Here is a 20116-nt window from a genome sequence, read left to right on the forward strand (position 1 = left end):
AGCTTTCGGCTTTCGGCCGTCGGCTTCACTTTCTACTTATTAACTTCTAACTTCGTATCTCGTACTTATCAAAGAATTCCTTTCGTACTCGGAAGCTCCATACGTTCTGCATCCCTTCTTACCGCCCTTTTGATTGATTTGGCAAATGCTTTGAATATGGCTTCTATCTTATGGTGTTCGTTCTCGCCTTCCGCTTTAATATTCAGGTTGCATCGGGCGCCATCCGAAAAGGATTTAAAAAAATGGAAGAACATTTCTGTAGGCATGTCACCTATTTTTTCCCGTTTGAATGCTGCATCCCATACGATCCAGGATCTGCCTCCGAAATCGATGGCAACCTGTGCGAGACAATCGTCCATCGGAAGCGTAAAGGCATAGCGTTCGATACCCCGTTTATCCCCCAGGGTTTTGGCTATAATTTCGCCCAAAGCAATCCCCGTATCTTCAATCGTGTGGTGTTCATCAATATGCAAATCGCCGGTTGCCTGTATGGTAAGGTCAATACTTCCGTGCCGGGCTATTTGATCAAGCATGTGATCAAAAAAGGGAAGTCCGGTATGGATATCCGCCTTTCCTTTACCGTCCAGATTTAACCGGATATAAATGTCGGTTTCGTTGGTTTTGCGGCGGTGCTCACCTACCCGGTCTCCCAGTTTGAGAAACTCGTAAATCGTCTTCCAATCGGAGGTCTCCAAAGCGACCACAGCATCGTCGATTTCGTGTGCTTCGGCAGCGCCAAGGGAATCGTTATTCCGCAACCAAATGGCTTTCGCACCTAAATTCTGCGCCAATTTTACGTCGTTGACACGATCGCCGATGACAAAAGAATGGGCGAGGTCATATTTCTCAGCATCGAAATACGAGGTCAGCAGTGCCGTTCCCGGTTTGCGTGTGGGTGCAAGTTCATGCGGAAATGTACGGTCTATATGTTCTGCGGCAAATACGACACCCTCGCCGGCAAATGTGTCGATGATAAACCGGTGTACAGGCCAAAAATTAGCTTCGGGATGCGAATCTGTGCCCAATCCATCCTGGTTGGATACGAGTACCAGCTCAAAGTCCAGCTCGTTGGCAATGCGTGGCAGATACTGCAAGGCACCGGGATAAAATTTTAATTTAGCAAATGAGTCAATCTGCTCGTCTTCCGGTTCGATAATCAGCGTACCGTCCCGGTCTATGAAAAGTAATCGTTTAATCGCGTCAGGCATTGATTGTTTTTAATTGCCTCAATTTTATGGTTGAGTTGAAACGGTCAAATTTAGCTAAATTAATGCGCAAAAGCAAATTCGTCCAGCGCCTCCAATAGCAACTTGTTTTCGTCGGGAGTTCCTACCGTAATGCGCAGGCAACCCTCACATAATTCCACTTTGGAACGGTCGCGCACGATAATACTTTTTTCGACTAAATAATCATATAGCTGTCGCGGGTTGGTAGTTTTAGCCAGTATAAAGTTGGCGTCAGACGGATACACGCGCAACACAAACGCCAGTGAACTTAATTTGGTGGAGAGTTTTTCCCGTTCGGACACCGTTTCCCGTATCCATTCATTTACCTTATCCACATTATCCAGGGCTTTTAAGGCAAGTTCCTGTGTCGCCTGGTTAATGTTATAGGGTGGCTTTATTTTGTTGAATACTTCGATAATTTCCTCACTCGCAAAGGCCATTCCCAAGCGTAACCCTGCTAGTCCCCAAGCTTTGGAAAGGGTTTGCAGGACTACGAGATTGCTATACTCCGTCAGTTCTTGGATAAATGTCTTTTGCCGTGCGTAGTTGATATATGCTTCATCAATGACCACCAACCCCTTAAAGTTGGCCAAAATGGTTTCTACATCTTCGCGGTGCAATGAATTTCCGGTTGGGTTGTTGGGCGAACACAAAAAGATAATTCGGGTATTGGCATCGATGGCTTCCGCAATACCCTCCAGGTTCAGTTGAAAATCTTCCGTTAAGTTTACTTTTTTAACAGCTGCATCGTTGATATGGGCGGATACTTCGTACATTCCATAGGTGGGTGGTACAAGGATTACGTTATCCACCCCCGGCCGGCAAAAAGCCCGATAGAGGATATCAATGGCCTCATCGCTGCCATTGCCAAGGAAAATATTCCGTGGGGGAACCCCTTTGATACCGCTTAACTTTACTTTCAGTTGTTGCTGTAAAGGGTCGGGATAGCGATTGTAATTGCCGTCCAATGGAGAGCCGTAGGCATTCTCATTGGCGTCCAAAAGTACAGATGCTTCTCCTTTAAACTCATCACGGGCCGATGAGTAAGGGATTAAATTCCGGATGTTGTCTCTTAATATACCGGTCAAATCAAACGAATTAGCCATTGCCAATTTTACAGTTATTATATAGTTATACGTTATACCAATTTCCCTCCAACGCCAAATCGGTATTCGGGAAAATGGATTTGCTTTCTTCCAGCAGCGGTTTCAGATCCTTGTACCTCGCAGAGTAATGTCCAATCAGTAATTTCCTCGCTTGTACCTTCGTTGCAATCTGCCCTGCTTGGCGTGCGGTGGTATGAAAGGTCTCCACGGCTCTATTCAACATGTCATGCAAAAATGTTGCCTCATGGTATAATAGGTCCACTCCTTGAATAAAAGGAAGGTACCGCTCCGTCATAACGGTGTCGGAACAATACGCATAGCTTCGCGGTATAGGAGGGGGGAGGGTCAGTTCCTGCCAACGGTATACCGTTCCGTCGGAAGCCGTATAATCATTCCCGCGTTTAATCAATGGAAGATAAGCAGTAGGTATACCAATCGCCTCCGTTTTCGTGCGGTCAATCGTAGGCATTCGTTTCTTCTCATCAAACCGGAATCCCGTACAGGCAATTCGATGGTCTAACGGGAAACTACTAACTAAGATGTGTTCGTTTTCTAAGATTGACTCACCGGTTTGATCCTGCGTCGGATGAAAAAGCAACGGATAGCGCAATACGGTTTGCGAATGAAGAAAATGTAGGTCAATTATTTCCTGTAAAGCAGGTGGCCCATATATATGTAGTTCCTCTTTACGGCCTACTAAATGCATGGACGAAATAAGTCCGATCAAACCGAGGTAATGATCACCATGTAAATGGCTGATAAAAATATGTTTGATACGGTTACTTCGGATTCCGTATTTGATGAGTTGCACTTGCGTACCTTCTCCGCAATCCAACAGATACAGTTGCTCGTTGATATTGATCAACTGTGCGGTTGGATGACGGCCATATATCGGTGTAGCAGAACTACTTCCTAATATTAATACTTCAAACCTCATTCTTTTTCTACCGCACCCTTCAGGTCTTTTTCAAGTTCCTGCGAAAATATCAGATCTTCAGCCTCGGCGGTGTTGTGTGCAAGCGTCAATACACCGCCCAGATTACATACCGAAATAAGGCTTTTGATCTGTTGATTTACACAGGCTAATATAAATATGCCGCCTGCAGCCTTGCAAAGACGGTGTGCCATTAGGCCGGTTCGTAATCCGGATGAATCCGCTTCTTTTACCTGTGACAAATCGAGGATGATATTTCGTTGGCCACCGGTATTCCGCAAAAGAAATTCTGCCTTAATCTTTGGTGCCGATTCACCGTCCAGTATTTCTACGTGAGGCTGGATGATGACATATTTATCGTGTTTATCAATTGTGAATTTCATTCGAAAATAATAGTGATGGAGCTTGCGTTTGCCTTTGGCTTCCGCAGGTTTCATCTGTTTATTTTTTTTAGTTGTTCATTGCTTGCTTGTTTCTAACAGTGGCCACGCTGCCTTTGGCGGATAAGTGGTCGGTGCCTAACCCGTCTTCACGGGATGGAGCCTTTCAAGAGCCGTTACGGTATTACGTTGTATCCGTTCCAATACAGCTGTATCATCCGGATACTCGAAACGCTCACCCGTAATATGCTCAAAGAGTTCAATGTATCTTTCGGAAATCGACCAAACAATCTCATCGGTCATTTCTGGTATATTTTGTCCTTCCTTCCCCTGAAAACCATTTTCAATCAGCCATTTCCGGACGAACTCTTTGGATAACTGCCGTTGAGGTTTGCCTTCATCCTGCAGTTGCGCATAAGTATCCGCATAGAAGTAACGCGACGAATCCGGTGTGTGGATTTCATCTATCAAAAATATGTCGTCGTCTATTTTGCCAAATTCATATTTGGTGTCTACCAAGATCAAGCCTCTTTCGGCAGCTAAGTCGGTGCCCCGTTTGAACAGCGCGAGGGTATAGGCCGCTAGCTGCCGGTAGTCGGCTTCGGACACAATGCCCTGTTCCAGTATCGCTGCACGTGAAATATCCGCGTCGTGTCCGATGGTGGCTTTTGTGGTCGGAGTAATAATGGGCTGGGGCAAACGGTCGTTTTCTTTTAGTCCATCAGGAAGCGGCTCCCCGCATATTTCGCGTTTGCCCGATTGGTATTCGCGCCACGCATGTCCAGCTAAGTATCCACGGACAACCATCTCCACTTTAAAGGGTTGGCATAGCCGACCGATCGTTACACTGGGATCGGGTACGGCTATTACCCAATTGGGTACGATATCTTCTGTCGCCTTTAAAAATTTGGCGGCAATTTGATTGAGTACCTGCCCTTTGTAGGGAATAGCCCGAGGAAGTACAACATCAAATGCGGAGATACGGTCTGTGGCGACCATGGCCAAATAAGTATCGGCGATGGTATATACATCCCGTACTTTACCCCGATAAAAGGCAGTCTGACCTTCGAAATGGAAATTTGTTTCTTTTACTGTATTCATTTTTTTTAGCTTTCAGCGATCAGCTCACCTCTCACTTCGTACTTCTAACCTCGTACTTCAATTTATATATCCCCGTATGCTTCCAGTATTCTTCTTACCAATTTGTGCCGCACCACATCTCCGCCACTTAGATAAATCATGTCAATACCCTCAATTCCATCCAGAAGTTTTAGTGCAGTTTGTAAACCGGACTGCTGTTTTTTGGGTAAGTCAATCTGCGTAACGTCTCCCGTTACGATGAATTTGGCAGTGGGCCCCATTCTTGTCAGAAACATCTTCATCTGCATGTCAGTGGCATTTTGAGCCTCATCCAAAATAACAAAACAGTTGTCAAGTGTGCGCCCCCGCATAAAAGCTAAAGGCGCAACTTCTATGGTACGGTTCTCCAAAAATACTTTTAGTTTTTCCGCGGGAATCATGTCGTCAAGTGCATCATACAGGGGGCGTAAATATGGATCTACTTTTTCTTTAAGATCCCCCGGTAAAAAACCTAGATTTTCTCCGGCTTCCACCGCGGGCCGGGTCAATATAATGCGCCTCACCTCCTTGTTCCGCAGCGCTCGCACAGCGAGCGCAACAGCGGTATAGGTCTTACCCGTTCCAGCCGGACCGATTGCAAACAAAATATCGTTTTTCAGGATGCTTTCCACCATCCGCCGCTGATTCGGTGTACGTGCCTTTACAACGATGCCATTAGGGCCGAAAACAATTGGCTCTCCACCCCCGGAAGGGGTTGCCTCTGTCTTTTCTGCCTTTTTAGCGGGTACACCATTGGATGTTTTTATGTCCAAAATGTTCTCTACATCATTGGCAGTTAAATTGTTGTATTGTTCAACATGTGCAACTATCCGATCGAAAGACGATTTGAATACCGAAATTTCCTGTTCATCCCCCAATACTTTTACTTCATTGCCGCGAGCCACGATTTTTAATTTTGGAAACTGTCTTTTAAACAATTCGAAATGCTCATTGTGTGCGCCCCACAGCACCGCAGGATTCACATATTCTAACGTAAGATTTAATTCGTTCAAATTCGATCTTTCACTATTGACTGTCAACTATTTAATTTTAATGTTTCTTGCCTTTTTTATGATACAGCTTTCTGTATGGGCTGTCATACGACTGTCGTCTCGCAGCTTTCAAAGATAGCGATAAATTACGATTCGTATTGGCTAAATAAAAAATCTGCTTTTCCCGCAAAGTTGAATAATTGGATATGATGGCAACTTTATCTAAGTTTGCATCCATTGCAATCGAGGCGGGTATGGGTATTATTACCTTAACAACAGATTTAGGACATAAAGATTTTTATCAAGCAGCATTAAAAGGCAGTATTATCAGCCAATTTCCCGCTGTGCAACTGGTTGATGTATCCCACGAGATTCCTCCTTTTGATATTCAGTATGCAGCGTTTGTGGTAAAAAACGCGTATCCTTATTTCCCGCCCAAAACGGTTCATCTCATCGGTATTGATTCCGTGTTTAACCAAAACACCCGGTATCTTGCTTTACAATACAACAATCACTATTTCATCGGTACGGATAACGGTCTGTTTTCACTGATATTGGACGGCCCTCCAGCAGAAGCCGTAGAAATTAACATCATCCAGGATTTAAAATATTTACATTTCCCACTGACCGATATTTTTGCCAAGGCGGCATGCCACCTTGCCAAGGGAGGCAAATTGACGGATATAGGAGATCCGGTAGACGGTGTAGTAGACCGGACACTGGTACAACCGGTGGTCGAAAAGGATAGCTTACGCGGCAGTGTCGTATTTGTGGATTCATTTGGTAATGTGATTAGCAATATCAGCAAAGAACTATTTAACAAGGTACAGCGCGGCCGTAACTTTGTATTGTATTTCCGGCGCAATGAGACAATCGATCAGATGAGCTGGCATTATAACGAGGTGCCCGAAGGTGAAAAGCTTTGTCTCTTTGGCATCACCAACTATTTAGAGATTGCGATAAACAAAGGAAATGCCAGTGGGCTATTGGGGCTCAACAAAGGAGACATCATCCGGGTGGAATTCAAAAAATAATGGTTTTTTATCATGCGACCTTATCAGTTTAACTGCATTTACATCGTATTATTTTTTTTGTTAAGTTGTGTGTCGTTTTCGTTTGCTCAGGAAACGTCAGACACGACCGGCTATGAAAATCAGCGCCAAAAAGTCAATAAGCTGTTGACTGAACGCAGCCAACGATTTGGACAATTTAATGAAAGCCTTCAAAAGCGCACCGGCATTTTCGGACTAAAGACCAAAAAGGATATGCAGTCGTCTATCGATATCCTGAAGCAGATTGTCCTTACTGATAACGACATATTTCAGGAAACCAAAGCCCTGCTGGATTATAAGGATTTTGAGAAGTCGCAGATCGCCGAAAGGGCTTCGGAATTTGATGGGCGCATTAACGGATATATCAGGACCATCAGCAAACTGCAACGCGAACACGAAAGAATGACCAACGAGATCAATGCGTTAGAAAAGGCAAACCATTTTTATCAGGGGTTAGTGATATTTTTCGGTTTGGTGATATTGGGCGCCGGGGTCTTTTTTGTTATGAAACGCCAAAAATTGACGAAGGCGTGATATGTGCCCCGGTTATTGTCATTACTTTTGCGCCTATAGTTTTTAATTATAGGACATGGCAAGACAACGGTTAAATAGCGGGGATAAGCCATCGGAGGACCTGCCCAAACCGAAACTTACAAAAACAACACTTCGGAAAGCTGCCAAATTGCTGGGATATCTTCGGCCGTATCGGGTGAAGTTTATCGTCGGAATGGTGTTTTTGTTCTTGTCTAGCCTGACTGCGCTGACCTTCCCTGCACTTTTGGGGGCTATGATCGATGCCGCACAGGGTAAAGTGAAGTATGAATGGCTTGCTGTGGATATCCATACCATCGGAGCCATTTCTTTCGTTATCCTTTTTATCCAGTCCGCCGTTTCCTTCTTCCGGATTCGTCTTTTTGTAGAAGTTGCCGAAAAGTCGCTGGCTGACATCCGCAGGGATTCCTATTACAAACTTATCACATTTCCACTTGATTTTTTTGCCAACCGTAGGGTGGGTGAATTGAATAGCCGCTTATCTGCAGATTTGGCTCAGATACAGGATACAATGACCACCACATTGGCAGAAATCATCCGGCAGGTTATTTTGCTAATTGGTGGTGTGTGTTGGCTGTTCATTGTATCTTCAAAACTCACCCTGCTCAATCTCAGTATCCTACCCGTATTGGTAGTGGTTGCAGTGATTTTTGGTAGGTTTATCCGGAAACTTTCGCGCAAAGCGCAGGATAAACTCGCTGAGTCCAACACCGTAGTCCAAGAAACGTTGCAGGGTATCAGTAATGTGAAGGCGTTTGTCAATGAAGCCTATGAAGCATCTCGTTATTCCCGTACACTCGACGCGGTTGTTAAAATTGCTGTCAAGGGCGCAACGTATCGTGGTGTCTTTGCTTCATTTATCATCTTCTGTCTCTTCGGCGCTGTGGTTGCTGTCATTTGGTATGGGTCGTCGCTGGTTTCCGCTGGCGACATTTCCGTAGGGGATTTGACTACCTATATCCTATACTCTATATTCGTAGCAGGCTCTATGGGTACTTTCCCCGAGCTATATGCAAATATCCAAAAGGCAATTGGCGCGAGTGAACGTGTCATTGAAATACTGGATGAGCAACAAGAAGATGTGGGATTGTTGCAGGAAGAAAAAGTTATTTCCTATCCCATCAAAGGCAGTATCGCGTTTGATAATGTTACATTTGCGTATCCTTCCCGTCCGGAAATCACCGTGCTGAAAAATGTGTCTTTTGCCGCGCCGGCCGGTGATAAAATTGCAATCGTGGGTCCAAGCGGTACAGGCAAATCAACCATTGCTGCATTGGTACTGCAATTTTATAAGCCGGATAGTGGCCGTATTCTGTTTGATGGCCGTGAGGCCAGCAGTTACCCGTTGACGGATATTCGCAGTCAGGTTGCCATCGTACCTCAGGACGTATTGCTTTTTGGAGGTACCATTCGGGAAAACATCGCTTATGGCCGGCTTTCAGCCGATGCAGAAGAAATTATTACGGCGGCCAAGCGGGCCAATGCCCATAACTTTATCATGGATTTTCCTGAAGGGTACGATACCGTGGTAGGTGAACGCGGTGTCAAATTGTCGGGCGGGCAACGCCAGCGCATCGCCATTGCACGGGCCCTGCTTAAAGATCCTGCTATTTTAATTCTTGACGAAGCAACTTCTTCACTGGATTCCGAATCCGAACGTCAGGTACAACAAGCGCTGGAAGAGTTGATGAAGAATCGCACATCTATTATCATCGCTCACCGGCTTTCTACCATTCGCGAAGCCAACCAAATCGTGGTGGTCGAATGCGGGCAGGTGGTGGCTTCCGGTACCCATGACGAGTTGATGGATCAGGGAGACGGGCTATACCACCATTTGTACAAACTCCAATTAGATACCGCGCGTTAGTAACCGGGTAACTTCTTGAAGGTAATGTACATCCACTGCATCAAAGTAGTTCAGGTATTCACTGTCCACATCCAATACAGCAATCACTTCGCTTTGCTTAAATATAGGCACGACAATTTCCGATTTGGATACCGAACTGCAAGCGATATGGCCGGGGAAGGCGTCCACATCCGGTACAGTACATGTTTTCCGCTGGGCCCACGCCTGGCCGCATACGCCTTTGCCCTTTCTGATACGGGTACAGGCTAATGGGCCTTGGAAGGGGCCAAGAACAAGCTCATCGGTGTTAACCAGGTAAAAACCTACCCAAAAGAAATCGAACTGAGCCTTAAGTACTGCGGATATATTGGCCATGTTGGCAATCAGATTATCTTCTCCGGCAATCAATGTATCTAGTTGAGGTAGCAATGCCTGATACTGCATTTCTTTGGTGCCCTGGGCAATGTAAAGTTCTTCTGCCATTTTCTTACAATCCACTCCAATGATTAGAAATCAAATGTACATGAAGTTTTTGGAATTGCGTATGCGCATCTCACGCCGGAAAGAGCACTGCAATTGGGTAGGTAACAGAAAATCCTGAGAACTTTTTCTAATGGGCTTCTTATCCAACAAGCTTTCTACAGTCTTTGTCTGGTAGTTATGCATTAGATATACAGTATTTGTCCAGTAGTTATTCAGTAGTAACCCAGATTCTTCATACTTCATTGATACTGGATATCTAATGAATGCCCATTGGATATAGAGGGGATGAAAAATAACTGTCCCCCAGCTTCCGTTCGTATCCATATCCTTCCCGAAATGGCCATAGGACCTTATGTCCTCCCATGTCTCACATCCGCAGATAACTGCCGGTATGGTAATGAAAACGATATCCGTCAAAAGGTGCTCTTCGGTCCGTTCTACACGCGGGTCGCATCTTCTTTTTCTGCACAGGAAAACGATTAATCCCATGTCCTGCAAATACTAATTCCTAACTTCCTAACATTTTTGATGCGTTTACCCCTGCAAGCATTATTCGCAAATTTCGGAAATTCCACAAATCAACTATTTTTGACACCAATTATGAGTTTGAGAAATGAACAAATGGCAGGCCGTCTTTCTGGCGTAAAAGAAATAGCGAGAAGAGCGAACGTTTCAATTGCTACTGTGGATCGTGTTATCCATAATCGGAAAGGCGTTTCGGAAACGACTCGACAGAAAATCAATGAAATCATTCAGGAAATAGGGTTTCAACCCAATATTTTAGCTAGCCGTCTCGCTTCGAAGAAGACCAATCGTTTTGCTGTTTTAATTCCCGATGCAAGGGAAACCGATTATTGGAAGGCATCGTTAGACGGAATCGAGCGGGCCTATCAAGAGATCAAGCAATACGGTGTCTTCTTGGATCGGTATTTATTTGATCTCAACGATAAAAGTACGTTTGTCAAATATGTGAATGATATGCTCAAAGGCAGCTACGACGGTGTCGTTATGGCTCCTTCGTTTATCGAAGAAGCGGCCAGCTTCGCTTCGGCCTGTGCCGATAGACAGATTCCATACGTATTTATCAATTCTGACGTGCCAAACCGGGATAGCCTGACCTATATCGGCCCCCATTTGTATCAGAGTGGCTATCAGGCCGGGCAGCTCATCCGCTTCGGATTAAAGCAGGGAAAAGTGCTGATTGTTAATATATCGAAGGAAATCGATGCGTATCATCATTTGCTCCGAAAGGAAGAAGGGTTTCGCCAATACATGGAAAACACCAACACTCCCGAAGCCCCTATCAGGGTTGAGAAGATTGATATTACCAATACAACAGATGAAGCGATACAGGATGCGCTTGACACATTCTTGAAAGAGCATACCGATATAGATGCTTTTTTTGTAACCAACTCAAGGGTAAAGAGTGTTGCAAAATACCTTCGCAATACTGCACGGCAACATCGCATCTTGATCGGATATGATTTATCGGAAGAAAACATCGAGTACCTAAAAGATGGAACCATCGATTTCCTGATTGGCCAAAAGCCCGAAGAGCAGGGATATTTGGGTGTAATGTCGTTATTCCAACACGTAGTGGCGGATAAGAAAATAGCGAAGGAACAGTATATGCCGATTGACATTATTACCAAAGAAAATTTCGAATTTTATAAAAATTAACCGCTGATTTATAAAAATTTTGCAAATTTAAAATCTATTCAGTTACTTAGCGGGTACGTTACCATTTGTGAATTTAGCAATAAATCTGAGGTTTTAGGAAGATAGCATAGGTAGTTGACGGCTACTCATTTGGATTTTATAGTTTCGGGTACGTACCCGTAATGGTGTTGGCAAGTTTTGATTTATAAAAAATGACATGGATAGAAGAAAATTCATTGCAAATGTTACCTGCGCTGCTGCAGGAATAGGAATGGGATTTCCTGCAGTTGAGGCTGTTGGTAAGCACATACTGTCACCGCTAAAGCGCGTGGGAATCATCGGGTTGGATACATCGCACAGCTTGGCATTTACTAAGGGCTTAAACGACCCTTCCAGCGCATTGAGCACTTCCGGCTACCGGGTTACAGCTGCATATCCATATGGGAGTACAATTGAAGTCAGTACGAGCCGTATTCCGGGTTACATTAAAGACATTCAGCCGTACGGGGTGAAGATCGTGGAATCAATCCCTGCTTTGATGGCCGAGGTTGACTATGTACTGTTAGAGACCAACGACGGCAATCCGCGGCTCATGCAGGCCAAAGAGGTTATTGAGGCAGGGAAACCTATTTTTATCGATAAGCCTGTGGCGGCATCCTTCACAGATGTCCAAAAAATCTATGCACTGGCAGCCCAAAAACAGGTACCTGTTTTCTCTGCCTCGTCGCTGCGGTATATGGACACCATTCAGGATGCCATCAACGGTAAAATCGGTAAAATTTTAGGGGCAGACACCTATAGCCCGGCAGCATTGGAACCGCATCATCCCGATCTTTTCTGGTACGGAATTCATGGTGTAGAGTCTCTCATTGCGTTAATGGGGGTAGGGTGCAAGGATGTAATACGTATCTATACCGAAGGGACAGATGTGGTGGTGGGAACCTGGTCAGATGGCCGTATAGGTACCTTCCGCGGTACACGTACGGGCAAGCACACGTACGGTGGTACAGCGTATGGAGAGAAGGGCGATCTGACTTTGGGACCGTATAACGGTTACGATACATTACTAACCAAGATCATCCAGTTTTTCGATACCGGGAAGTCGCCGGTAGACACTCAAGAAACCTTAGAAATCTATCGGTTTATGGCTGCGGCCGATATCAGTAAGTCGCGCGGCGGTGCTAAGGTGGCATTAGCGGAGGTTGGTTAAGTGATACATTACTCTTTTATTAACTAAATGATCGAAAGCAAAATGAACGCAAGAAGGGATTTTATTAAAAAAACAACAATAGGCACCGCGGCTTTGTCAGTTGGCGGATTTTTTTCCGGCTTTGGCACACGGGCTTATGCGGGTATTATCGGAGCTAACGATCGCATCCGTGTAGCCATGATGGGCGTTAATTCGCGTGGCCTTGCGTTGGCTAACAACTTTTCATCACAATCCAATTGTGAAGTTGTTTATATCTGCGATGTAGATTCCCGCGCAGCCGATAAGTGTGCCGGAGCCGTGGAAGGCAAACAAGGTTCACGGCCTAAAATTGAAGCGGACATCCGGAAATTACTGGAGAAAAAGGATTTTGATGCATTGGTGGTCGCCGCGCCGGATCACTGGCATGCGCCGGCTGCGATCATGGCTTCACAAGCCGGAAAACACGTATATCTTGAAAAGCCAGCCAGCCATAACCCAAGGGAAGGAGAGCTCTTGATTGCCACACAGAAAAAATATGGAAACGTAATCCAGATGGGGAACCAGCGGCGGTCATGGCCTAACGTTGCCCAGGCTATCCAGGAACTCCATAACGGTATTATCGGTAAGGCCTATCTCGCTAAAACGTGGTACACCAATAACAGACCATCTATCGGTGTCGGTAAAACCGCGGCGGTACCCGGTTGGCTGAATTACGATTTGTGGCAGGGTCCTGCTCCGCGCCGCACCTTTAAAGATAACCTGATCCATTACAACTGGCATTGGTTCTGGCATTGGGGAACGGGCGAAGCATTAAACAACGGAACACATATGGTCGATTTGGCCCGTTGGGGTTTACAGGTAGACTATCCGACGAAAGTGACATCGGCCGGTGGCCGCTACCGGTATCAGGACGATTGGGAAACACCCGATACCCAGATCATTAACCTGGAGTTTTCTGACAAAAGCATGATCACCTGGGAAGGCAGAAGCTGTAACGGTACACCGGTAGAAGGATCTACGGTCGGCGTTATCTTCTACGGAGAAAATGGCTCGTTGCAAATTGAAGGAGGTAATGCGTATAAGGTGTATGACCTGAAAGGTAAACTGATGAAAGAAGTTAAAAACGATGTAACCATTGACGCACGAAATCTGACGGATCCGTCACAGGCTTTGGATGCCATCCATATCCAAAACTTTTTCGAAGGGATCAAAAACGGGCAGAAATTGGCGTCCGATATCGGAAGTGGCCACGTCAGCACCTTACTGGTGCAATTGGGTAACATCGCACAGCGCAGCGGTGGGCTTTTGGAAACGGATCCGTCGAATGGCCATATCCTGAATAACAAAGAAGCACAGAAACTTTGGGGGCGTGAATATGAAAAGGGCTGGGAACCGAAGGTTTAAGCGTAGCACGCATAGGTGGTAACTAAATGGCAGCATCGGCAAATTCGACGGTCAGCGTAGCATCGCTGTCGCGCCGCGATACGATCGTATCTATCCTCATCATCGCCGGGATGTTCTTCATCTTCGGATTCCTCTCCTGGATCAATGCGATACTCATCCCGTATTTCAAAATTGCATGCGAGCTTACCCACTTTCAGTCTTATCTTGTAGCATTCGCGTTTTACATCGCTTATTTCGTGATGTCTGTACCCTCATCCTACTTACTGAAGGCGGTCGGATTTAAGAAGGGTATGATGATCGGTTTTTTTGCACTTAGTTTGGGCGCATTCATCTTTGTCCCAGCCGCGATGACGCGTACGTATGGCTTGTTTCTCCTGGGGCTTTTTACGATAGGCGTAGGGCTGGCAATTCTGCAGACTGCCGCCAATCCATATATCACTATTCTGGGTCCAAAGGAACGTGCGGCACAACGTATCAGCATCATGGGCATCTGCAACAAATTTGCCGGGATTGTGGCACCGTTGCTGTTTGCCGCAGCGGTTTTGCGCCCCACAGATCAAGCGTTGTTTGATAGCCTGGCATCCATGGCCGATGATGCGCGTGCCGCGGCGCTCGATGAATTGGTACGAAGGGTTATCGTTCCTTATTCGGTGGTAGGTGCGGTATTGTTGCTCGTGGGCATCGGTGTACGCTATTCACCCTTGCCGGAAATTGATACCGGTGAAGAGGAGGGAGATATTGCCCAGGCGAATACCGGAAAGACGAATATATTCCAGTTTCCCCATTTGGTTCTCGGGGCGGTGGCAATCTTTATCCATGTGGGAGCACAGGTAATATCCATCGATACCGTTATCAATTATGCAGGTTCGATGGGTATCTCCTTGGTTGAGGCAAAAGTATTTCCCTCGTACACGTTGAGCATGGCTATTGTAGGTTATTTTTTAGGAATTTCGGTTATTCCGAGGTGGATCAGCCAGAAAAATATGCTGCGTCTCGTGACCTTTATGGGTGCGGTGCTTTCCGTATTGATTGTTTTTACCCGCGGCGAGGTGACGCTTTTTGGGCACCAAACGGATGTATCCATTTGGTTTATTGTCTTATTGGGAATCCCTAATTCGCTCACTTGGGCCGGCATTTGGCCGCTGGCGATAGACGGTCTTGGCCGTTTTACCAAGATAGGCGCTTCCCTCATGATTATGGGGTTGTGTGGAAATGCCATACTGCCGTTGGTATATGGTTACTTTGCCGATAAAATCGGCCTGCGGGAGGCGTATTGGGTACTGCTGCCGTGTTATCTGTATTTGATTTATTATGCGATGTGGGGTCACAAGCTTCGGAGGTGGTAAAGAAGGTCCGTTGCATCAAAATTGGTGAAAATACACATGTCAAAAAGTGATATAAAGATTATAAACGGTGAGATTATCACCCCATACCGTATCGTCAGGAACGGACAGTTATTTATACGGAATGGTAGGATTGAAGCGATAAGCGAACGCGACATAGACGTGCCGGACGCCCGGGTTATTGATGCCGGCGGGCATTACGTTGCACCCGGGTTTATCGACATCCATGTGCACGGTGGAGGTGGGAGTGACTTTATGGACGATAACGTTGAGTCCTTTCTAGCAGTGGCCGAAACACACGCCCGTTATGGTACCACTGCCATGCTGCCTACTGTACTTACGAATACCAAAGTGGAAATTATCCGGTCGCTCAAACGGTATGAACAGGCGGCGGCAAGCAACATGCGTGGCTCGCGGTTTCTGGGTGTGCACATTGAAGGGCCCTATTTTTCCATGGAACAACGTGGTGCCCAGGATCCACGCTATATCCGGGATCCCGATCCGGCTGAATATTTCGAGATTCTGGACAGCTCGTCGTCCATCAAACGGTGGAGCGTTGCACCGGAAAAAAAGGGAGCGGTTCCGTTCGGAAGCATACTGCGTGAACGTGGCATCTTACCTTCCATCGCCCACTCCGATGCATTGTATAGCGATGTTGCCCACGCATTCGAAAATGGATATTCGCTCGTAACTCATCTGTATTCCGCCATGTCCGGTGTTACACGTCGGAATGCTTTCCGCTACGGAGGTATCATTGAAAGTGCGTACCTAATTGACGAACTGGATGTGGAGATTATTGCCGATGGCAGACACCTGCCGCCGGAATTGCTTAAGTTGGTTTATAAGATCAAGGGCCCTGACCGTACCGCGCTGATTACCGATGCAATGCGCGCCGCAGCCATGCCGGAAGGAAATAGTATACTTGGGAGTCTGACCGACGGCATAGAAGTACTTGTTGAAGACGGTGTGGCAAAATTGCCTGATCGTTCGGCGTTTGCGGGTAGCACTGCCACGGCCGACCGGTTAATACGCACCATGCGGGATATGGCCGATATACCCCTTATCGACGCCGTGCGTATGGCTACCACCACCCCCGCTCGCATACTGGGCCTTCAAGGGTCCATAGGTGCGCTCGCTCCCCGGATGGATGCAGATGTGATTATCTTTGATAACGACGTCAACATAAAAATGACGATGATTCAAGGCTGCATTGTTTACGAACCCGATTCGGAAACGACAAACTTCAGTGAAAACAATGAATACGACAGTTAATACTGCAAGACCACGGAGACACTGCTTTTTTCAGAAATATTAAAATTAGAAAGTTGAATTAATTGGAATTCATTATTCATTGTGCTTATCCATAAATAATCTTACTTTAGCGCGTTAACATTTTTTAGATAGCTGCTAATACTGTTATAAACCGAGTTTATGGACGAAAATTCTGTTGGAGGCGTTGCTGCTTCCTCCAAAAAAACCTTGTGGAAAGTCATCGGTGCCTCCTCCTTGGGCACATTGATCGAATGGTATGATTTTTACATCTTTGGCAGTCTTGCCATCGTGATCTCTACCAAATTTTTTCCACCCGATAACCCCACGGCCGCGTTTCTGTCTACTTTGGCTACATTTGCCGCCGGCTTTGTCGTGAGGCCTTTTGGAGCGCTTTTTTTTGGCCGTTTAGGAGATATCATCGGCCGCAAGTACACGTTTATGGTTACGTTATTGTTGATGGGTTTGTCAACGTGCGCCATCGGGCTTGTGCCGGGATATCAGACGATCGGTTTCGTCGCCCCTGTATTGGTGTTGGTATTACGCTTGTTGCAAGGACTGGCACTTGGGGGAGAATACGGCGGAGCAGCCACGTATGTAGCCGAACATTCGGAACCGCATAAGCGGGGGTTCCGTACTTCCTGGATACAGACGACCGCAACGGTTGGGTTGTTTATTTCCCTCGCGGTTATTATGCTCACCAAAAGCAGCATGTCTGCCGAGTCATTCGATGACTGGGGATGGCGTGTACCCTTCCTGATCTCCTCCGTTATGGTAGTCGTGTCCTATTTTATCCGGCGCAACATGGATGAGTCGCCATTGTTCAAAAAGGCCAAAAGCGAAGGAAAAACGTCCAGCAATCCGCTGAAGGAATCCTTCGGAAACAAGTATAATTTCAAATTTGTCCTGCTTGCACTGTTCGGTGCAACGATGGGGCAGGGGGTTATCTGGTATACCGGCCAGTTTTATGCACTGTCATTCCTGCAGAACGTGTGTCATGTAGACTTTGATCAGACCAACTTTATCATTGGTACAGCGTTGTTGGCCGGTACCGGTTTTTTTGTCTTTTTCGGCTGGCTGTCTGATCGCATTGGGCGCAAGCCCGTGATGCTCGCGGGTATGTTGCTGGCTATCCTGACGTACCGGCCCATATATGACCGGATGTACCAGCTAACGGATGTTACCGTTAAGCAGGAATTGGTAGATCAACAACGTACAGAAGGAAATATCCTTATGAAGGCATACGATGATGGGAGTACCGCCACTTGGGTAAGTGAAGGCGAATCAGTAAAGCAGACCGTACATGTGGGCAAGGGAGCCTTTTTTTCAATCGCACTGCTGGTATTTATTCAGGTACTGTATGTAACGATGGTGTATGGTCCGATCGCGGCGTTTCTGGTAGAGATGTTTCCGGTTCGGATTCGTTATACGTCCATGTCCTTACCTTACCATGTGGGGAATGGCATATTCGGCGGTCTACTGCCTGCGGTGGCAACTTATCTGGTTACAAAAGCACAGATGGCGAATACCGCTGCCCAGCAGATTTCGGGAAATGCGCCCTATGAAAAGCCGCATTTGGAAGGGCTTTGGTATCCCATTCTGATCGCCGGTGTGAGTTTTGTCATCGGCCTGCTTTATCTTAAAAATAAAAATCAAAATGTCCAATAAGCCATGAATACGATCAAGCGCATATTAGGTGTGGTTTGGATTCTGCTCGGACTGGCAGCAGGTTATTACCTGATCGTCAGCCAAGCCATCCCCCAGTTTACCAGTGGAAAAACGGAGGACTTGGTGCCCGCTATTATCTATACATTTATTCTGATGCCCATCATAACCGGGGGGCTGTGTATTTTTGGCTGGTATGCATTGCAGGGCGAGTACAACACAGTTGAATAGCCGGTACGCGGTTGCTGCTACGGCTCTGTAAAGGCTGCATCCGCTTGCAGCTGTCAAAATGATTCATTACGTTTAGGCAGGATTCAGTATTTTAGTAGTTCCTGTAATTCGACGTATATGGATATCCAGGTTAGAAAATTATCACTCAAGGATTACAACGATTTGATTGATTCCATGAACCAGGCCTACGGCGGGGTGGGCAGTCTCTGGACGCGTAATCATATCAAGGACTTAATCGGCATGTTCCCCGATGGGCAGCTATGTGTAGAGGTCGACGGCCGTGTGGTTGCCTGTGCATTGGCCATCGTGATTGATACACAAAAAACGGACATTACCCATCCGTACCGGGAAATCATTGCCGAAGGGACGTTTTCCACCCACGACCCGGAAGGGAATGTACTGTATGGGATTGAGGTATTCGTTCATCCTGAATTCCGCGACTTGCGGTTGGGAAGAAGGCTATACGATGCCCGTAAGGAATTGTGTGAACACTGGAACCTGAAAGGTATTCTCGCGGGCGGGCGGCTACCAAAATACCATGAACATGCGGACGAACTTACGCCCAGACAGTATATTGAGAAAGTGAAACGAAAGGAAATTTATGATCCTGCGCTCACTTTCCAACTGGCCAACGACTTCCATGTCAAAAAAATATTGAAAAACTACTTGCCGGGAGATACGGAATCCCGGGAATATGCGACCTTGTTGGAGTGGAACAATATCTATTACGAGCCGAAAACCCGGGCAGCGTCGCCCACCAAAAAGAACATCAGACTGGGATTGGTGCAATGGCAGATGCGTACCTTCCGGGATGTCCAAGCGTTTCATGAGCAGGTTGAATTTTTTGTGGATGCCGTAAGTGGATACGGCGCAGATTTTGTGCTGTTTCCGGAATTTTTTAATACACCGTTAATGGAGCCATATAACCACCTGCCTACCACGGAGGCGATGCGGGAACTGGCCAAACTCACCGAACAGACACAGCAGCAAATCCAGCAATTAGCGGTTTCGTACAACGTGAATATCATCGCGGGGTCCATGCCTTTTGTGGATGAGGTAAATAAGCTATATAATGTCTCGTATCTCTGCCATCGGAATGGCAAGACGGAGGAATACAGGAAAGTGCACATTACACCTAATGAAACGAAATATTATGGAATGTATGGCGGAGACGAGGTCCGCGTGTTTGATACCGATTGCGGAAAGGTAGGCATACTGATTTGTTACGATGTGGAGTTTCCCGAGCTGGGAAGAATATTGGCCGATCAGGGAATGCAGATTTTGTTTGTGCCTTTTCTCACCGATACCCAAAACGGATACATCCGGGTTCGGAACTGCGCGCAGGCGCGCGCAATCGAAAATGAGTGCTACGTAGCCATTGCCGGTTCGGTAGGTAATTTGCCCAAGGTAAACAATATGGATATCCAATATGCCCAGTCGGCGGTATTCACACCTTCTGATTTTGCATTTCCCAACAATGCTGTCAAGGCAGAAGCCACACCCAATACCGAAATGGTGTTGGTGGTGGACGTCGATCTGAATTTATTAAAAGAGCTGAATCAATACGGTACGGTAAAAAATCTGTTTGATCGACGAAAAGATTTATATCGCGTGTCGTTGAATAAATAGCTAGTTTTCCCATAGGTATGGAGGCAGGATGCGGCAG

The 20116-nt window shown here is 46.3% G+C and carries 19 protein-coding genes; 11 read left to right on the forward strand and 8 right to left on the reverse strand.

Annotated elements, in window-relative coordinates:
• Positions 1–68: 68 nt before the first annotated feature.
• The 6 genes from hisB to IEX60_RS02210 form a co-directional block, all read right to left on the reverse strand.
• Positions 69–1208, reverse strand: a complete 1140-nt coding sequence (gene hisB, locus IEX60_RS02185) for a bifunctional histidinol-phosphatase/imidazoleglycerol-phosphate dehydratase HisB (RefSeq protein WP_188746908.1) — start codon at positions 1206–1208, stop codon at positions 69–71.
• 59 nt (positions 1209–1267) lie between these two features.
• Positions 1268–2332 carry a histidinol-phosphate transaminase gene (hisC, locus tag IEX60_RS02190; RefSeq protein ID WP_188746909.1) on the reverse strand — a complete coding sequence of 355 codons (1065 nt, stop codon included), beginning with the start codon at positions 2330–2332 and terminating at the stop codon, positions 1268–1270.
• A 25-nt stretch (positions 2333–2357) separates the two neighbouring features.
• On the reverse strand, positions 2358–3269 hold the full coding sequence (locus IEX60_RS02195) for a ribonuclease Z (protein ID WP_188746911.1): 912 nt from the start codon (positions 3267–3269) through the stop codon (positions 2358–2360).
• The gene (locus IEX60_RS02200) at positions 3266–3703 is read right to left on the reverse strand and encodes an STAS domain-containing protein (protein WP_229717362.1); all 438 of its coding nucleotides are present in this window, start codon (positions 3701–3703) and stop codon (positions 3266–3268) included. Before IEX60_RS02200 ends, IEX60_RS02195 begins: the two co-directional genes overlap by 4 nt.
• 81 nt (positions 3704–3784) lie before the next feature.
• Complete coding sequence (locus IEX60_RS02205) at positions 3785–4747, reverse strand: phosphoribosylaminoimidazolesuccinocarboxamide synthase (RefSeq protein WP_188746913.1); 963 nt, start codon at positions 4745–4747, stop codon at positions 3785–3787.
• Positions 4748–4809: 62 nt separating this feature from the next.
• A complete protein-coding gene (locus IEX60_RS02210; RefSeq protein WP_188746916.1) occupies positions 4810–5778 on the reverse strand; it encodes a PhoH family protein in 969 nt (322 codons plus the stop codon).
• A gap of 233 nt (positions 5779–6011) precedes the next feature.
• Here IEX60_RS02210 and IEX60_RS02215 point away from each other — a divergent pair, with 233 nt between their 5' ends.
• The 3 genes from IEX60_RS02215 to IEX60_RS02225 are packed head-to-tail and all read left to right on the forward strand — an operon-like array spanning position 6012 to position 9228.
• Positions 6012–6791, forward strand: a complete 780-nt coding sequence (locus IEX60_RS02215) for an SAM hydrolase/SAM-dependent halogenase family protein (RefSeq protein WP_188747592.1) — start codon at positions 6012–6014, stop codon at positions 6789–6791.
• A 12-nt stretch (positions 6792–6803) separates the two neighbouring features.
• Positions 6804–7343 carry a hypothetical protein gene (locus IEX60_RS02220; RefSeq protein ID WP_188746918.1) on the forward strand — a complete coding sequence of 180 codons (540 nt, stop codon included), beginning with the start codon at positions 6804–6806 and terminating at the stop codon, positions 7341–7343.
• 55 nt (positions 7344–7398) lie between these two features.
• Positions 7399–9228: an ABC transporter ATP-binding protein gene (locus tag IEX60_RS02225; RefSeq protein ID WP_188746920.1), complete on the forward strand. Its 1830-nt coding sequence runs from the start codon at positions 7399–7401 to the stop codon at positions 9226–9228.
• On the opposite strand, the gene msrC is transcribed toward IEX60_RS02225, so the two are convergent.
• Together msrC and IEX60_RS24800 are read right to left on the reverse strand one after the other, a co-directional pair.
• Positions 9211–9690 carry a free L-methionine (R)-S-oxide reductase MsrC gene (msrC, locus tag IEX60_RS02230; protein ID WP_188746922.1) on the reverse strand — a complete coding sequence of 160 codons (480 nt, stop codon included), beginning with the start codon at positions 9688–9690 and terminating at the stop codon, positions 9211–9213. The genes IEX60_RS02225 and msrC overlap by 18 nt on opposite strands.
• Positions 9691–9720: 30 nt before the next feature.
• Positions 9721–10179 (reverse strand): transposase family protein, encoded by a 459-nt coding sequence (locus IEX60_RS24800; protein WP_229717363.1) that lies wholly within the window; start codon positions 10177–10179, stop codon positions 9721–9723.
• 111 nt (positions 10180–10290) lie between these two features.
• On the opposite strand from IEX60_RS24800, the gene IEX60_RS02240 reads away from it, so the two are divergent.
• The 8 genes from IEX60_RS02240 (at position 10291) to IEX60_RS02275 (ending at position 20079) form a co-directional block, all read left to right on the forward strand.
• Positions 10291–11370 (forward strand): LacI family DNA-binding transcriptional regulator, encoded by a 1080-nt coding sequence (locus tag IEX60_RS02240; protein WP_229717364.1) that lies wholly within the window; start codon positions 10291–10293, stop codon positions 11368–11370.
• Positions 11371–11566: 196 nt separating this feature from the next.
• Complete coding sequence (locus tag IEX60_RS02245) at positions 11567–12559, forward strand: Gfo/Idh/MocA family protein (RefSeq protein WP_229717365.1); 993 nt, start codon at positions 11567–11569, stop codon at positions 12557–12559.
• Between the two features lie 42 nt (positions 12560–12601).
• Positions 12602–13942, forward strand: a complete 1341-nt coding sequence (locus IEX60_RS02250) for a Gfo/Idh/MocA family protein (protein ID WP_229717366.1) — start codon at positions 12602–12604, stop codon at positions 13940–13942.
• 26 nt (positions 13943–13968) lie between these two features.
• Positions 13969–15288: a sugar MFS transporter gene (locus IEX60_RS02255; RefSeq protein WP_188746926.1), complete on the forward strand. Its 1320-nt coding sequence runs from the start codon at positions 13969–13971 to the stop codon at positions 15286–15288.
• Positions 15289–15324: 36 nt separating this feature from the next.
• The gene (gene nagA, locus IEX60_RS02260) at positions 15325–16557 is read left to right on the forward strand and encodes an N-acetylglucosamine-6-phosphate deacetylase (protein ID WP_188746928.1); all 1233 of its coding nucleotides are present in this window, start codon (positions 15325–15327) and stop codon (positions 16555–16557) included.
• 159 nt (positions 16558–16716) lie between these two features.
• Complete coding sequence (locus IEX60_RS02265; RefSeq protein WP_188746930.1) at positions 16717–18222, forward strand: MFS transporter; 1506 nt, start codon at positions 16717–16719, stop codon at positions 18220–18222.
• A 3-nt stretch (positions 18223–18225) separates the two neighbouring features.
• The gene (locus tag IEX60_RS02270; RefSeq protein ID WP_188746932.1) at positions 18226–18450 is read left to right on the forward strand and encodes a DUF6814 family protein; all 225 of its coding nucleotides are present in this window, start codon (positions 18226–18228) and stop codon (positions 18448–18450) included.
• Positions 18451–18567: 117 nt separating this feature from the next.
• A complete protein-coding gene (locus IEX60_RS02275; RefSeq protein ID WP_188746934.1) occupies positions 18568–20079 on the forward strand; it encodes a carbon-nitrogen hydrolase family protein in 1512 nt (503 codons plus the stop codon).
• The last annotated feature ends 37 nt before the right edge of the window (positions 20080–20116 follow it).

It is taken from the genome of Parapedobacter defluvii, from assembly GCF_014642075.1.
GTDB classification, from domain to species: domain Bacteria; phylum Bacteroidota; class Bacteroidia; order Sphingobacteriales; family Sphingobacteriaceae; genus Parapedobacter; species Parapedobacter defluvii.

Bases quoted from the DNA above. Each gene is read 5' to 3' on its own strand.
- hisB (WP_188746908.1), bottom strand. From the start codon at position 1,208: ATGCCTGACGCGATTAAACGATTACTTTTCATAGACCGGGACGGTACG.
- hisC (WP_188746909.1), bottom strand. From the start codon at position 2,332: ATGGCTAATTCGTTTGATTTGACCGGTATATTAAGAGACAACATCCGG.
- IEX60_RS02195 (WP_188746911.1), bottom strand. From the start codon at position 3,269: ATGAGGTTTGAAGTATTAATATTAGGAAGTAGTTCTGCTACACCGATA.
- IEX60_RS02200 (WP_229717362.1), bottom strand. From the start codon at position 3,703: ATGAAACCTGCGGAAGCCAAAGGCAAACGCAAGCTCCATCACTATTAT.
- IEX60_RS02205 (WP_188746913.1), bottom strand. From the start codon at position 4,747: ATGAATACAGTAAAAGAAACAAATTTCCATTTCGAAGGTCAGACTGCC.
- IEX60_RS02215 (WP_188747592.1), top strand. From the start codon at position 6,012: ATGGGTATTATTACCTTAACAACAGATTTAGGACATAAAGATTTTTAT.
- IEX60_RS02220 (WP_188746918.1), top strand. From the start codon at position 6,804: ATGCGACCTTATCAGTTTAACTGCATTTACATCGTATTATTTTTTTTG.
- IEX60_RS02225 (WP_188746920.1), top strand. From the start codon at position 7,399: ATGGCAAGACAACGGTTAAATAGCGGGGATAAGCCATCGGAGGACCTG.
- msrC (WP_188746922.1), bottom strand. From the start codon at position 9,690: ATGGCAGAAGAACTTTACATTGCCCAGGGCACCAAAGAAATGCAGTAT.
- IEX60_RS24800 (WP_229717363.1), bottom strand. From the start codon at position 10,179: ATGGGATTAATCGTTTTCCTGTGCAGAAAAAGAAGATGCGACCCGCGT.
- IEX60_RS02240 (WP_229717364.1), top strand. From the start codon at position 10,291: ATGAGTTTGAGAAATGAACAAATGGCAGGCCGTCTTTCTGGCGTAAAA.
- IEX60_RS02245 (WP_229717365.1), top strand. From the start codon at position 11,567: ATGGATAGAAGAAAATTCATTGCAAATGTTACCTGCGCTGCTGCAGGA.
- IEX60_RS02250 (WP_229717366.1), top strand. From the start codon at position 12,602: ATGAACGCAAGAAGGGATTTTATTAAAAAAACAACAATAGGCACCGCG.
- IEX60_RS02255 (WP_188746926.1), top strand. From the start codon at position 13,969: ATGGCAGCATCGGCAAATTCGACGGTCAGCGTAGCATCGCTGTCGCGC.
- nagA (WP_188746928.1), top strand. From the start codon at position 15,325: ATGTCAAAAAGTGATATAAAGATTATAAACGGTGAGATTATCACCCCA.
- IEX60_RS02265 (WP_188746930.1), top strand. From the start codon at position 16,717: ATGGACGAAAATTCTGTTGGAGGCGTTGCTGCTTCCTCCAAAAAAACC.
- IEX60_RS02270 (WP_188746932.1), top strand. From the start codon at position 18,226: ATGAATACGATCAAGCGCATATTAGGTGTGGTTTGGATTCTGCTCGGA.
- IEX60_RS02275 (WP_188746934.1), top strand. From the start codon at position 18,568: ATGGATATCCAGGTTAGAAAATTATCACTCAAGGATTACAACGATTTG.